This is a genomic window from [Eubacterium] eligens ATCC 27750, assembly GCF_000146185.1.
GTDB lineage: Bacteria > Bacillota > Clostridia > Lachnospirales > Lachnospiraceae > Lachnospira > Lachnospira eligens.
In genome coordinates, this window is the sequence record NC_012778.1 from 565,708 (window position 1) to 580,419 (window position 14,712).

Below are 14,712 nucleotides of genomic sequence, written 5' to 3' on the forward strand. Positions count from 1 at the left end.
TAATAAAATGACATATGAGATTATATTGCCGATGCAGGCTGAATTAGGAGGATATAATGACAAGAACATACGCTGTTAAGTATAAGAGCAAGTCTAAAATGTTGACAACACCAGAGCTGGTTGCACAGACAGAGGAAGATATCAAGGCATTAGAGCTTGTAAAGGATGTTGTTATCAAAGAGGATGGACAGGTTGTTACTGTTGAAGTTGAAAATGAGGAAGACTTTGAGCCAGTTATGGACAGAGTAATCAACATTTTCAGAAGAATTGATGACAAGTCTGAGGTTTCATACAAGTTCGGTCTTAACCGCGAATAATTAGACTATTAATCAGAGTAAGCCTGTGAAGCTAAGACTGCGTCACAGGCTTATATTATGTATATGCCGGGAAAGGCATGAATTATTTGATAAGCTATGTATTATGTGATATAAAGGAGTAAAACAGTGAGTTTAGAAAGTGAAATTAAGAAAAGAAGAACTTTTGCCATTATCTCTCACCCGGATGCTGGTAAGACAACATTAACAGAGAAGTTCCTGCTTTATGGAGGAGCCATTAACCTTGCAGGTTCTGTAAAGGGTAAGAAGACTGCCAAGCATGCAGTTTCCGACTGGATGGAGATTGAGAAGGAAAGAGGTATTTCGGTAACTTCTTCTGTTCTTCAGTTTAACTATGAAGGTTACTGTATCAATATTCTTGATACTCCGGGACATGAGGATTTCTCAGAGGATACCTACAGAACTCTTATGGCAGCAGATTCAGCAGTCATGGTTATTGATGCTTCTAAGGGTGTTGAGAAACAGACTATCAAGCTTTTCAAGGTATGTGTTATGAGACACATTCCTATATTTACATTTATCAATAAGATGGATAGAGAAGCTAATGATCCATTTGAGCTTCTTGATGAAATTGAGAGTGTACTTGGAATCTCTACATGCCCAATTAACTGGCCTATCGGATGCGGTAAGGAATTCAAGGGTGTGTATGACCGTAAAGAGAAAAATGTTTCTTTATTCAAGGCAGCCATGAATGGTCAGAAGGAAGTTGATACTGAGATTGTTGATGCGTCAGACGAGGCAGTTTTTAAGGACAGAATTGGTGATGCTTTCTATGACAAGCTTCAGGAAGATATTGAGCTGTTAGACGGAGCAAGTGCGGAGTTTGATCAGGAGATGGTAAGTGCAGGTGACCTTACACCTGTATTCTTTGGTTCAGCGCTTACTAACTTTGGTGTACAGACTTTCCTTGAGCATTTCTTATCAATGACAACTTCACCACTTCCAAGAAAGTCTGATCAGGGAATTATTGATCCATTTACTGAGGATTTCTCAGCATTTGTATTCAAGATTCAGGCTAACATGAATAAAGCACATAGAGACAGAATTGCTTTCATGAGAATATGTTCCGGTAAGTTTGAAGCCGGAATGGAAGCCAACCATGTTCAGGGTGGCAAGAAAATAAGACTCAGCCAGCCACAGCAGATGATGGCGGAGGAGAGACATATTGTAGATGAGGCATATGCAGGAGATATTATAGGTGTATTTGATCCGGGTATTTTCTCTATTGGTGATACTATATGCAAGTCTAATAAGAAATTTGCATTTGAGGGTATACCTACATTTGCACCAGAACATTTTGCAAGAGTAAGACAGCTCGATACTATGAAGAGAAAGCAGTTTATCAAGGGTATTAACCAGATTGCACAGGAAGGTGCAATTCAGATATTCCAGGAGTTCAATACAGGAATGGAAGAGATTATCGTGGGAGTTGTCGGTGTTCTTCAGTTTGAGGTTCTTGAATACCGTCTTAAGAATGAATACGGTGTTGATATCAGACTTGAGCCGCTTCCATATGAGCATATCCGCTGGATTGAGAATCCTGAGGAAATTGATGTGAACAGAATTGTCGGTACATCAGATATGAAGAAGATTAAAGACCTTAAGGGCAATCCACTTCTTGTATTTGCCAATAGCTGGTCTGTTAATATGGTACTTGAGAGAAATGAGGGCTTAAAGCTTTCAGAATTTGGAAGAAACTAGTTGTATGATACATTTAGGAGTCAGGTGATTACATGAAATCAGTATACAAATGTAGTGTAAAAAGAATAGCAGCACTGGCAGTGATGGTATGTATGCTTGTGCTTGCCGGTCTTGCCTTTACATCTGTAGTTAATACAAAAGCGGAATCAGTCATAGCACAGGGACATGTTAATTATGATGTTACTAACCTCAGGATAAGAAAATCACCTGTTACGGGTGAGATTATTACCACAGTTGATGGCGGATTTAAGTTTGATATATATGAAGAGGTTAATACTGATTCAGGAACGGTATGGTATAGCATAGGCTTTAGTTATGATGGAAGTTATACAAGAGGTTATGTAACTTCAAGTTATACAACTATAGATAAGAGAATTGACTACAAGCCGGATGCGGATTTTGAGGAATATCTTAATTCACAGGGATTTCCTGACAGTTATAAGGACAGTTTAAGGCAGCTTCATGCACAGTATCCTAACTGGGTATTTGTTGCAGACCATAATGGAAAAGACTGGTCAGATGTGGTTGATAACCAGAATGTAATTGGACGAAGCCTTATACATGGTTCGGCTGTATCATCATGGAAATCAGTGGCAGATGGATGTTATGACTGGGAGTCAGGTGAATATACGGGATTGGATGGAAGCTGGGTACAGGCATCATCTGCTCTTGTAGAGTATGCCCTTGATCCTAGGAATTTCCTTAATGCTACTAATATTTTTATGTTCGAGAATCTTGCATTCGATGGTTCAGTACAGGATGCAGATGGTCTTGAAAGTATGACAGATGGTACATTCATGGATAATTCAAGCCATGATCTTTCATACAATGGAAGAAGCTATACATATATAACAGGTCTGTTATATGCAGGGCAGGAATCAGGAGTCAGTCCATATCACCTAACATCAAGGATTTTACAGGAACAGGGATATGACGGACATGGAAGCAGTATTTCAGGAACACAGTCAGGATATAGCGGCTATTACAATTATTATAATATAGGTGCATCTCCAAGTGGAGGGTATACTGCTGTACAGAATGGATTAAGATATGCTTCAAAATCGGATTCAAGTCTTTTAAGACCATGGAATACGAGAATGAAATCTATAATTGGTGGTGCCATATTTATTGGCAAGAGTTATATCAATAAAGGGCAGGATACTCTGTATTATGAGAAGTTCGATATGACAGGAAGAGGACATCAGTATATGACTAATATACTGGCACCGAGAAGTGAATCTGTTAAGAGTGCACAGGGATACAGTGACAGTAATAAGGAAAGCATATCGTTTGTATTTAAGATACCTGTATATGAGAATATGCCTGAAAATGTATGCGCTATTCCGACAGGAGATGGAAGTCCTAATAACAGACTTAAGAACCTGTATGTTGATGGCTGGTCTCTGACGCCAACATTTAGTCTGTATACGACAGAATACAGCTTTATTGTTGATTATGAGACATCATCAGTGAATATTGGCGGTTCTGCGCTTGATTCATCAGCAAATGTAAGTGGTTTGGGAAAATATGAACTTTCAGTTGGAAGTAATGATATTAAAATAACAGTTACAGCGGCGAATGGTGATACACAGGATTATACAATAACTGTGGTAAGACAGGATAAAGCACCTGATCCTACGCCAGATCCGGAACCGGATAAACCTGATAATAGCGTAAGTTATCCGGGATTTTCTACAAATCTGTCTGTGGACGAGAGTACAAAATATATAAGTGGCATATCAGTTTCAAGCAGTGTCAGTGATGTACTTGATAAGATTAAAAACCAGGAGGGCGCTTATTCTAAGGTCCTTAATAAGAATGGCAATGAAAAGGACGGAACTGTTGGGACAGGAGATATTCTTATAACATATAATTCTTCTGGCAATGAGGTCAGCAGATATGAGATTATTATATATGGTGATGCAAATGGCGACGGAGATATTGATTTATTTGATTTTGCGCTTATAAAGAGAGCTTTATTGGGTATTTCTGAGCCATCAGGGATATATTGGAAAGCAGCGGATTGTAATAAAGATGGAGAACTTGATTTGTTTGATTTTGCTGTAGTAAAAAGATATATTCTTGGTATTGGAAATATAAGTCAGTAATTATTGTTAGAAAGGATGATTATGAATAAGATAAAAAAGTTAATTGCTTTTATAAGCATATTGGTTATGAGTATAATGCTGATTCCGGTAAATTATGCGAAAGCTGATGAAACAGCCAAAATATCAATTAGTTCAGTGAGTGGAACTGTAGGAGATAAAGTGACAGTTACTCTTACTGTGTCAGCTTCTGATAGTATAGATGCGGCGGCAATACCTGTATCATATGATAATTCAATTATAAAACCGGTGTCTTCAGGCAATAGCGGTGTTGTATCGTTTGCGCTTCTGGATGCATCAGCTTATGGTTCTACGGAATCAATATCAATGCAATTTGAAATTATTGCCGCAGGAACAACAACACTTAAGGTTGCGGGAGATGCGAAGATATCTGTAAATGGTGAAAGAGCGCAGGTTAGCAGTTCTTCAGGAACAGTCACAGCAAAAGCTCCAGCAAGTTATTCTTCAGATAATGCGCTTAAATCTTTACAGATAAGTCCGGGAACACTTTCACCAGCGTTTTCACCGGAGACAACAACATATAAAGCTACAGTAGATTCAGATGTTGAAGAACTGGTTGTCAGTGCTGTTGCTAATGATGGTGCGGCAAAGGTATCTATAAGTGGAAGAAGAATGGATCCGGGAAGCAATACCACTACAATTACAGTTACAGCAGAGGACGGTTCTGTAAGAAAGTATGTAATTTATACGACAAGACCAGAAACTACTCAGGAGACGGCAACTGAAGAACCTTCACAGACAGAAGTCCAGCAGGAAAGCTCATCACAGACACAGAATAGTGAAGGGATTGTTACTATAGATGGAGAGAAATTCACAATTAGTCAGGATTATACAACACATGAGCTGCCTGATGATTATGATACAGAAGAATATGATTATGATGGTAGTAAGGTAATTGTTGGTAAAGGACTTAAAACAGGTCTTATTCTTATGTATCTAGAAAGTGATAATGGCAATGGTGGTTTTTATGTATATGATGAAAAAGCAAAAACATTTTCACCATACAATACAGTTGATGAGCCACAGATAACATATGTAGTCCTTCCAATAACAGATTCGCTTAATAAACCGTCTGGATATACATTAACTAAGTTTACTATGAATGGAAAAGAAGTACAGGTGCTTATTGATTCGGACAGACAGTACTGTCTGTTTTATGGAGTAAGCTCTCTTGGGGAAAAGGGCTGGTTCAGATACAGAATAAGCGATGCGACAATACAGGCTTATTCAATAGACAAAGGTGATATTACCGGAACGGTAAATACATCCGGAAAAGATACAAAACCAGCGAATAATAAGGGCTATATTGCTGTTATATCAATTCTGTCTGTTTTAATAGCTGCATTTGCAGTTGTTACGGGAATCCTTTGTTCTAAGCTTTCTAAGGTAAAGAAGGTATTTAATATGGCATCAAAAGATGGCGTTGACCTTGATTCATATACAGAGAAAGAGATTGATGAGTATGATCTTGGGGAATATGAGGATGGTGAGGACGAGGACATTGACCAGGTATCAGACAAGATTTTATATGGTGATGATAAGTCTGGGCAAAATGATGTCGAGGAACTGAAGCTTTTCGATATTGATGATGATAAGTAAATAATTTAAAAGCCTTAGTGAAAATGTGATGCTCAGATTACATTTTCCTAAGGCTTTTTTTATTCTTCCGGAAGCTTCCAGTTTTCTGCCTGACTATAATAGTCGGCTGACATTTCGTTATATTGGGCTGCCTGATATGGGTCATCTGTTGCTGCAGCAAGTTTTTCATAACATTTACCAAGCAAAGACAAAGGCTTGTTTCCGCTGCTTGCCGCATCAAGTATGCTTTCTGTTTCAAATGCAGCATTATACAGCCACAGCACAGCTTCTTCATAGTCTGCCTGGTTCATGTAAAATGTTCCGAGAATCAGACACATTTCAGCAGGAGGATTGTCAGCAACTGCTTTTAAAGTGGTCTTAAAGAATGAGTCAGTGTCACCATCTGCCATATATATCTTAGCAAGAATACAGTTGATTTCTTTCATTAAATCATTGCTTCTGCCTTCTTTGGAAAGAACATTTTCAAATATATTCCTGAAAGCAATAAAGTCGGAATCTTCACCGGATATAAGAAGCTCTTTACACAGCATGGTAACTACATAATCTTCAATGTGGACTCCTTTTTCAAATGCTTTGAAATATGTTGAAAAGTCTCTTTTACTATGGTCGCCCGCCTGCATGTGAAGAATTTCAATGTCACTGTCATATACGACTGGCGTGAGCCGTACTGTTTCATGTATTGGTGAAATCCATGTGAATGAACGGAGCCTTTTGAAAAGCTTCGGGCGGAGTTCTTTGTGTGCATTGTATACAGAATTATATTCTGATGCATTGACATAATACATCTGAACAATGTCTATCTCTGGAAGAAGCACATGTTTCAATTCTCTTAATGCGTAGTTGTTGGTATCATTAAGCACTTCGTCTGCGTCAGCACTGAATATGTAGTCACATCCAGCTTTGGAAAATGCAAAATTTCTTGCGGCTGAAAAATCATTTATCCATTCAAAATCATATATTTTATCGGTGTAGTGAGCGGCAATTTCTTTGGTATTGTCAGTTGAGCCTGTGTCTACAATAATCAATTCATCATAAGTTCCTGCGTATGAATCAAGACACCTTGCAAGAATGTCCTGCTCATTTTTTACAATCATGCACATGCTTATTGATATCATGTTTTTCTCCTGTTCTTAATTGGATTTATATAGGTTATATCGGTAAATGCCTTGATTTTTTTAGGTATTCGTAAGATACTTGTTATCAATGATAACATATATCTGATACGAGGTACACAATGTCAAAAAAGAAATCTGAAGCAGAACCAGTTGAATATATAGACAGTCAGGCTTTTGACGCGGCGAAAGAGAAGATAATCGGTAAGAGCCATAATGACAAGGGGATAGGTACTTTGTCGGAAAAGACACTGCATGCAGTATTAAAAATGTATTATGAACCCGATGAGGATAATCATGAGGTTGCAATAGACGGTTATTTTGCAGATATATATAACGAGCATGGGATAATTGAGATTCAGACGAGGCAGCTTAACAAGTTAAGGGATAAGTTGTCAGTGTTCCTGAATGAATATCAGGTAAGAGTTGTGTATCCAATGCCATATGAAAAGTATTTAAGCTGGATTGAGCCGGAAACGGGGGATATTACTTCTAGAAGGAAGTCTCCGAAGCGATGCTCTATGTATGATGCGATGTTTGAACTATATAAGATTAAAGCATTTTTAAAGAATCAGAATCTTAAGGTTACATTGTTGCTGATTGATATGGAAGAATATAAGCTTCTTAATGGCTGGAGTTACGATAAGAAGCGTGGAAGTGTGCGTTATGACCGCATTCCTGTTGGAATAAGAAAGATAGTTGAACTGGACTGTCCACAGGATTATATGCAGTTTGTACCAGAGGGACTTGAGAAGAACTTTACTTCAGCGGATTTTGCAAATGCAGCGCATATTGACAGGCAGACTGCTGCCAGTGTACTTGCAATGCTTAATTACATGGAACAGGTTAAAAGAGTCGGAAAGACAGGCAATGCCTATATATACGATATTGAAGAACATTATTGAATGGAGATAGTATGTACTCTGTAAATGGAAACTGCTTTCGAATATCTGTAAGAAATCTTGTGGAATTCATGTGTGCAGAAGGTGATATTGACAACAGGAATACAGGCAGCAATGATGTGAAAATCATGCAGGAGGGGGCAAGGATTCACAGGAAAATCCAGCACAGCATGGGAACTATGTATCATGCAGAAGTGCCTTTAAAGATTGAGATACCGCTTGTATCTGACTTAGGGATTGAGTATGTATTACAGGTTGAAGGCAGGGCTGACGGTATTATTGCAGATATTAATTATGATGAGGATGGCAATAAAGAGCCGGAGAGCGATGTAATAATTGATGAGATAAAGACTATGCAGGCAGATGTTTCCCTGCTGAAAGAACCTGTCTATGTGCATAAGGCGCAGGCACTGGTGTATGGCTATATATATGCAAGCCAGAAGAAGCTGTCAAAGATTGGAATTCAGATGACTTATGTTACTCCTGAGCCTGAGACAGTCAATAAGTTTCTGGAAGAATATACATTTGAAAGAATTGAAGAGTGGTTTAATAAGCTGATTACAGGCTTTAAAAGATGGACTGATTATACATTTGATGAAAGACTAAAAAGGACGGAATCAATCAGAGAACTTAAGTTTCCTTATGAATACAGGGAGGGGCAGAAGAATCTGTGCGTGAGTGTATACAGAGCTATTGAGGATAGTGCGAATCTGTATATTCAGGCACCTACAGGTGTCGGAAAGACGCTGTCTACTGTGTTCCCGGCTGTGCAGGCACTTGGTCAGCAGATGGCAGATAAGATATTTTACCTGACATCAAAGACTATAACAAGGACTGTTGCGGAGGATACTTATGCCATTCTGAGGGATAACGGGCTTCATATGAGAACTGTTACTCTTACAGCGAAGGACAAAATATGTCCACTTGATGAGCGCAACTGCAACCCCGTGGCATGTCCTTATGCCAAGGGGCATTTCGACAGGATTAATGATGCTGTGTATGACATTATAACGAGCCAGATGGTTATCGGAAGAGATAATGTCATGGAATATGCCAACAGACATAATGTCTGCCCGTTTGAGATGTCGCTTGATGTTTCGTACTGGTGTGATGGAATTATATGTGATTATAATTATGTATTTGACCCGGATGCGTCGCTTAAGAGATATTTTGGCAATGGTGCGAAGGGTGATTATGTGTTTCTTGTGGATGAAGCACATAACCTTGTGGACAGAGCAAGAGAAATGTACAGCGCAGTGTTGAAAAAAGAAGATTTTCTTGCGGCTAAGAAGCTTGTCAAAGAGATGGACAAACGGCTTGCAGGCGCACTTGACAGATGTAATAAGCAGTTGCTCGAATATAAAAGACAGTGCGATACATTCATGGTTGTGAGTGGTCTTGGAACATTTCCAGCCAGCCTTGAGCGTGTCATGGGACTTATGCAGAAGTTTATGGAAAGGCATAAGGGTGAACCTGTGACTAACGAGCTGCTCGAGTTTTTCTTTGCAGTGAGACATTTTCTTAATATGTATGACTGTGCTGATGAAAAATATGTCTATTATAATGAGCATGATAATGATGGAAACTTTCTTGTACATCTGTACTGTGTTGACCCGTCTGGCAACATAAGTGAGAGACTTTCACAGGGCAGAAGCACGGTATTCTTCTCGGCAACGCTGCTTCCGGTTAATTATTTTAAGGAAATGCTTTCAGGTGATGTATCAGAAAGAGCGGTGTATGCACACTCTTCTTTTGAACCTGATAATAAGAGAATTGTTGTGGCAACTGATGTGACAAGCCGTTATACAAGAAGAAATGCAAGGGAATATGCTAAGGTACATGATTATATTATGCATATGATTTCTGGCAGAAGCGGCAGATATATGGTGTTCTTTCCGTCATATTCTTACATGGAGAGTGTTCTTGAGTGCTTCAGGTGGGAAAATGGTGTTAATGTGACCGAATGTGGTGGAGAATATACATTTTTACCAGAAAGCTGTGTGAATGTGCTTGTGCAGGGAAGGTTTATGAAGGAGGCTGACAAGGAGAGTTTCTTATCAGCATTTTACGAGGAACTTCCAGAAGGGGCTTCGCTTGCAGGCTTCTGTGTGCTTGGAGGAATATTTTCCGAAGGAATTGACTTAAAGGATGAGAGCCTTATCGGAGCTGTCATTGTCGGAACTGGGATTCCGATGGTGTGCAGGGAGCGTAACATTCTAAGGGATTATTTTGATGAGTTTGGCAAAAATGGATATTCGTATGCTTATGTTATTCCGGGAATGAATAAGGTGCTTCAGGCAGCAGGAAGGGTTATAAGGACGGATACGGATAAGGGAGTTATTGCACTTCTGGATGACAGATTTATGACTGGTGAATATGAGCGTATGTATCCTAGGGAGTGGAACAGGATATTTCCAGTAAGTCTGGGTAATGCTTATAAATGTATTAAGGATTTCTGGACGGAACAGGATATGTAGAGCATTGATAAAAAATGTACAATGTTAGAACTTGTAGTCGGACTGTATGTGTGATAAAATTTAGACAGATATTATTAAGGTCCGGATATATGATGATTTGGTTTGATTATGGGAGATGGGCTTATGCAGAACGTGGAAGAGATTAATAAGAATATAGAAAGCAAAACTGTAGACAAGCAGGTCTGGCAGTCTCTGGGATTTGATGAATTACAGACTATTGAGATTATCAGAGGAATTGAGAATGGCATTGATGTGAGTGTGTATTGCAAAGAGGAATTCAATGCTGCCCAGATGAAAGCATTAAGACTTGGCCTGGAAGAAAAACTTGATGTAAGCAGATTTGCAGATGCACAGTATGATTATATGCAGATGGAAGAACTGAAGCAGGCTGTGCGTAGCGGAATTAATATGGATGATATATGTAATCCTAAGTTCAGTCATTCTGTTATGAGAGAGATAAGGCTTGCATCAGAGCTTAATTATGATCTGACCAGGTATGCAAAGCTTGGTTATTCAGGAGAGGTATTAAGACAGATAAGACTTGCAAAAAAAGAAGAGATTGACCTTACATTTTTTGTTGAGGATAATTATGATGAATATCAGCTCAATGAGATAAGGCTGGGAATACACAGTTGTGTCGATATAACTAAGTATCTGCTTCATGAATATAATGGGAAACAGATGGAACAGATAAGACTTGGACTTGAGGAAGGGATTGATGTTACTCCATATAACATGGTTGGATTTTCATCGGGACAGATGAAACAGATAAGACTTGGACTTGAAGAAGGAATAGATGTTTCTGAATATGCAGATCCGTTTATTGATGCGGTAAGCATGAAAGAGGCAAGACACAGAATTTCTGATAAATGGAATGACGAGAAGCCTGCACTTAATGAATTGCAGTCACAGGAAATTCTTATGGGACTTACAAGCGGTGTAGATGTTTCTTTATATGCTGATCCAAGATATACCTTTAAAGAGATGGAGAAGATAAGACTTGCACTTGAGAGGGGAAGTAATCTGGATGGGCTGCTTAAGTATGGATGTTAAGATGCAGCTATTACAGTACAGTATTTTGATAATGAATGGATAAGACCTTCGGAAAGGGGGAACAGCATGAGCAATACAGAAATAGTTAATGAAACAGCTGATATAGATGATATCGAGTTACATGAGGTTTATGTATATATTGCAGATGATAATATGAGCGCATCAGTCAGGCTTGGCAAATGTGATGAAGGATATACATATGATGAAGTCATGAATAAGCTATCGCTTAATGGAATTAAGACGGGAATAGACGAAGAAAAAATTCGATGGATGATTTCACAAAAAATATATGACCAGCCTGTTGAAATTGCTGTTGGTAAGCCTGTAAATACAGGAAAAGACGGATATTATGAATTCTTTTTTGATACTGATGCAATTAATAACAACAGACCAACAGTAAGAGAAGATGGTTCTATTGATTATTTTAACCAGAAGAGATTTGAAAAGGTTAATGAGGGTGATTTGCTGGCAAGATATCATGAGCCGACTAAAGGGGAGTTTGGCTTCGACATATGCGGGAAGCTGCTTGTGCCTAAACCAGGAAAACCAAAGCCAAGACTGCATGGTAAGGGCTTTAAGACATCTGAGGATGGGAAAGAAACTTATGCTGCAATATCTGGAAAGATTGAATACTGCAACTATGATTTAAGTGTTGTTAATGTGTATGAGGTTAATGGTAATCTTGACATGAGTATGGGGAATATTGACTTTAACGGGGATGTTAATATTACAGGCAGTGTGAGAAGTGGTGTAACAGTTCATGCCATGGGAAGTATATATGTTGGAGGCTTCGTTGAGGGAGCAACACTTATTGCTGGGAAAGATATTGTATTAAAGGATGGTGTTAATACTAAGAATTCAGGAAAAATCGAGGCAGGGGGAAATATATCAGGCAGATTTTTTGAGAATACAGAGGTTATTGCCAAAGGAGACTTACAGTGTAATTATATTCTTAACTGCAGGGTGCTTACATATGGCAGGGTATTTGTTGAGGGACCAATAGGTTCTATTATAGGTGGTGATGTAACTGGTGTTATGGGAATCAGTACTACATCATGTGGACATGAAAGCAATGTAAAGACTTTGTTGAGGGTTGGTTCGACCAAAGAAATCAGAAAAGAATATGCAGAACTTATTATGGAGCTTAAGGAAGTGGACGGACAGATTGAAACTTTTGAAATGGCTAATAAGAAGTTTGAGATGATTAAACAGAACATGCCTGAAAAGTATGATAGTAAAATGGCATTGAGAGTTACCCAGTCAAAGATTGTAAAGATGGCTCAGAAAGCCAAGCTTGAAGAAAAGAGCAAGGCATTATACAATCTTATAAGAGATTCAGAGAGAGCAGTTGTTAAAGTAAAGAATCATATATATCCGGGAAGCAGGGTATATATGGATGATAAGACTTATATGCCAAGTTCTGTATTTTCACATATTATTGTTAAGAAGACGCCAAGCACGATTATTCTTAGTGATTATGATGAATAAGTATATTACAGGGAGAGTATTATGATAGAAGAAGTTGTTTCGGTGGAATTGCCGGTGCATGAAAGGCTGGTAGTAAGAAAGAACAGACTTACGAATGAAGAAAACGGCATTGATATGCCAAGGATTTCTATAGTTACAGGCACTCATGGGGATGAACTTGACGGACAGTATATCTGCTATGAGGTTATCAGAAGGATTGAAAGAGAGAAGAATAAGCTTAAAGGAATTGTAGATATTTATCCAGATATTAATCCTCTTGGACTTGATACAGGTTCAAGAGGAATTCCTATGTTTGACCTTGATATGAACAGGGTTTTCCCTGGTGATAATAATGGAGCGATGGCTGAATATGTGGCAGCAGGTATTATTGAAGATATTATTGGAAGCGATCTGTGTATTGATATCCATTCAAGCAATATATTTGTAAATGAGATGCCACAGGTAAGAATTAATGATGATACGCAGGAAAAGCTTCTTCCTTATGCGAAGATGATGAATGCACAATTTGTGTGGATATATTCGTCTATTACTGTGCTTGATGCAACTCTTGCCTATAGTCTTAACCATCTTGGTGTGCCTACTCTTGTTACGGAGATGGGTGTTGGAAACAGAATTACGCCAAAGTATTGCAGGGATATTGTTGATGGTATATTTAACCTTATGTCTCATATGGGGATATGGGATGATGAGCCGAAAGAAGTGAATGAACCTATTATCTCTACCGAGGGTGAGGTTACATTTCTTACTGCTAAGGAAAGCAGAATATTCGTATCAGCAGTTGATTCTATGGGAAGGATTGGAATTGGAACGCATATAGGAGATATTATCGAACCTATTGAGGGAAGAATAATCCAGAGAATTGAATCGCCTACAGATGGAATTATATTTACATTAAGAGAGAATCCGGTAGTACATAAGGGGGCTCTTATAGCAAGAGTTTATGGTGGCAGATAATGAAGAAAGAGATTATTTATTCTTTAAAGGGTATATATAGAGAAGATTATCAGATAGAAGGCTACAGATTCGGCGGCGGTGAGAAGTCGGCATGTATTGTTGGTGCATTAAGAGGAAATGAGATACAGCAGCTGTATATATGTTCGCAGCTTGTTAAAGCACTTAAAGAGCTTGAAGCTCATGGTGCAATATCACACAATCATGAGATTCTTGTTATCCCATCTGTTAACAGATTTTCCATGAATGTAGGAAAGAGATTCTGGCCTACAGATAATTCTGATATTAACAGGGCTTTTCCTGGGGATGTTAATGGAGATACAACCAAGCAGATAGCAGGAACACTTTTTGACAGAATTAAGGGTTACAGTTATGGCATACATTTTGCGAGCTTTTATATGCCGGGTGATTTTATTCCTCATGTAAAGATGATGGATACAGGATTTCAGAGTGCAAGTCTTGCCAATCTGTTCGGACTTCAGTACGTTGTTATTAGAAAGCCGAAGCCAATGGATACAGTGACACTAAATTATAACTGGCAGATGAATGGTACTAATGCATTTTCAATATATACTAACAGCACAGATATGATTGATGAGAAGTCTGCAAGACAGGCTGTGTCATCTGTTCTCAGGTTTTTAACCAGAATGGGTATTCTTAAGTACAACAATCACAGTGGATATATTGCAAGTGTTATCAACGAATTTGACCTTATGGCAGTCAAGACTTATGATGCAGGATTTTACAAGAGACTTAAAGAGCCGGGTGACCCTGTATATCATGGAGAACTTATTGCACAGATTCTTGATCCATGCGAGGGTACTGTTAAGAGTGAGATAATATCACAGACAGACGGTATTGTTTTCTTCGCACATACAGGTCCTACCGTAATGGGTAATCAGGTTGTTTACAAGATAATAAGAAGAATGCATGAATAGTTGTTTGAAAATATGTTTTATTGTGATACA

The 14,712-nt window shown here is 38.5% G+C and carries 11 protein-coding genes; 10 read left to right on the forward strand and 1 reads right to left on the reverse strand.

Annotated features, from left to right (window positions below; all coding sequences use genetic code 11):
• The first annotated feature begins 56 nt into the window (after nucleotides 1–56).
• From EUBELI_RS02685 to EUBELI_RS02700, 4 genes are all read left to right on the forward strand, one after another.
• Nucleotides 57–317, forward strand: a complete 261-nt coding sequence (locus EUBELI_RS02685; RefSeq protein ID WP_012738805.1) for a hypothetical protein — start codon at nucleotides 57–59, stop codon at nucleotides 315–317.
• A 126-nt stretch (nucleotides 318–443) separates the two neighbouring features.
• Complete coding sequence (locus EUBELI_RS02690) at nucleotides 444–2,036, forward strand: peptide chain release factor 3 (protein WP_012738806.1); 1,593 nt, start codon at nucleotides 444–446, stop codon at nucleotides 2,034–2,036.
• Between the two features lie 32 nt (nucleotides 2,037–2,068).
• Entirely contained in the window at nucleotides 2,069–4,144 is a 2,076-nt protein-coding gene (locus EUBELI_RS13545) for a dockerin type I domain-containing protein (protein ID WP_012738807.1), read from the forward strand.
• A gap of 21 nt (nucleotides 4,145–4,165) precedes the next feature.
• Complete coding sequence (locus EUBELI_RS02700) at nucleotides 4,166–5,761, forward strand: cadherin-like beta sandwich domain-containing protein (protein ID WP_041687965.1); 1,596 nt, start codon at nucleotides 4,166–4,168, stop codon at nucleotides 5,759–5,761.
• A 59-nt stretch (nucleotides 5,762–5,820) separates the two neighbouring features.
• Here the strand turns inward: EUBELI_RS02700 and EUBELI_RS02705 are convergent, their stop codons facing one another.
• Nucleotides 5,821–6,876: a tetratricopeptide repeat-containing glycosyltransferase family 2 protein gene (locus EUBELI_RS02705; RefSeq protein WP_012738809.1), complete on the reverse strand. Its 1,056-nt coding sequence runs from the start codon at nucleotides 6,874–6,876 to the stop codon at nucleotides 5,821–5,823.
• A 119-nt stretch (nucleotides 6,877–6,995) separates the two neighbouring features.
• Between EUBELI_RS02705 and EUBELI_RS02710 the strand changes: the two genes are divergently transcribed.
• The 6 genes from EUBELI_RS02710 (at nucleotide 6,996) to EUBELI_RS02735 (ending at nucleotide 14,682) form a co-directional block, all read left to right on the forward strand.
• Nucleotides 6,996–7,778 (forward strand): hypothetical protein, encoded by a 783-nt coding sequence (locus EUBELI_RS02710; RefSeq protein WP_012738810.1) that lies wholly within the window; start codon nucleotides 6,996–6,998, stop codon nucleotides 7,776–7,778.
• Between the two features lie 11 nt (nucleotides 7,779–7,789).
• Entirely contained in the window at nucleotides 7,790–10,252 is a 2,463-nt protein-coding gene (locus EUBELI_RS02715; RefSeq protein WP_041687967.1) for an ATP-dependent DNA helicase, read from the forward strand.
• Between the two features lie 123 nt (nucleotides 10,253–10,375).
• A complete protein-coding gene (locus tag EUBELI_RS02720) occupies nucleotides 10,376–11,305 on the forward strand; it encodes a hypothetical protein (RefSeq protein ID WP_041687969.1) in 930 nt (309 codons plus the stop codon).
• Nucleotides 11,306–11,371: 66 nt separating this feature from the next.
• Nucleotides 11,372–12,793 carry a DUF342 domain-containing protein gene (locus EUBELI_RS02725; protein WP_012738813.1) on the forward strand — a complete coding sequence of 474 codons (1,422 nt, stop codon included), beginning with the start codon at nucleotides 11,372–11,374 and terminating at the stop codon, nucleotides 12,791–12,793.
• A gap of 21 nt (nucleotides 12,794–12,814) precedes the next feature.
• The gene (locus tag EUBELI_RS02730; protein WP_012738814.1) at nucleotides 12,815–13,747 is read left to right on the forward strand and encodes a M14 family metallopeptidase; all 933 of its coding nucleotides are present in this window, start codon (nucleotides 12,815–12,817) and stop codon (nucleotides 13,745–13,747) included.
• Nucleotides 13,747–14,682, forward strand: coding sequence for a M14 family metallopeptidase (locus EUBELI_RS02735; protein WP_012738815.1), 936 nt, complete (start codon nucleotides 13,747–13,749; stop codon nucleotides 14,680–14,682). The genes EUBELI_RS02730 and EUBELI_RS02735 overlap by 1 nt, the downstream gene beginning before the upstream one ends.
• Nucleotides 14,683–14,712: the final 30 nt, after the last annotated feature.

Excerpts from the sequence above, each read along its gene's own strand:
- EUBELI_RS02685 (WP_012738805.1), top strand. The coding sequence starts at position 57 with ATGACAAGAACATACGCTGTTAAGTATAAGAGCAAGTCTAAAATGTTG.
- EUBELI_RS13545 (WP_012738807.1), top strand. The coding sequence starts at position 2,069 with ATGAAATCAGTATACAAATGTAGTGTAAAAAGAATAGCAGCACTGGCA.
- EUBELI_RS02700 (WP_041687965.1), top strand. The coding sequence starts at position 4,166 with ATGAATAAGATAAAAAAGTTAATTGCTTTTATAAGCATATTGGTTATG.
- EUBELI_RS02705 (WP_012738809.1), bottom strand. The coding sequence starts at position 6,876 with ATGATATCAATAAGCATGTGCATGATTGTAAAAAATGAGCAGGACATT.
- EUBELI_RS02710 (WP_012738810.1), top strand. The coding sequence starts at position 6,996 with ATGTCAAAAAAGAAATCTGAAGCAGAACCAGTTGAATATATAGACAGT.
- EUBELI_RS02715 (WP_041687967.1), top strand. The coding sequence starts at position 7,790 with ATGTACTCTGTAAATGGAAACTGCTTTCGAATATCTGTAAGAAATCTT.
- EUBELI_RS02720 (WP_041687969.1), top strand. The coding sequence starts at position 10,376 with ATGCAGAACGTGGAAGAGATTAATAAGAATATAGAAAGCAAAACTGTA.
- EUBELI_RS02725 (WP_012738813.1), top strand. The coding sequence starts at position 11,372 with ATGAGCAATACAGAAATAGTTAATGAAACAGCTGATATAGATGATATC.
- EUBELI_RS02730 (WP_012738814.1), top strand. The coding sequence starts at position 12,815 with ATGATAGAAGAAGTTGTTTCGGTGGAATTGCCGGTGCATGAAAGGCTG.
- EUBELI_RS02735 (WP_012738815.1), top strand. The coding sequence starts at position 13,747 with ATGAAGAAAGAGATTATTTATTCTTTAAAGGGTATATATAGAGAAGAT.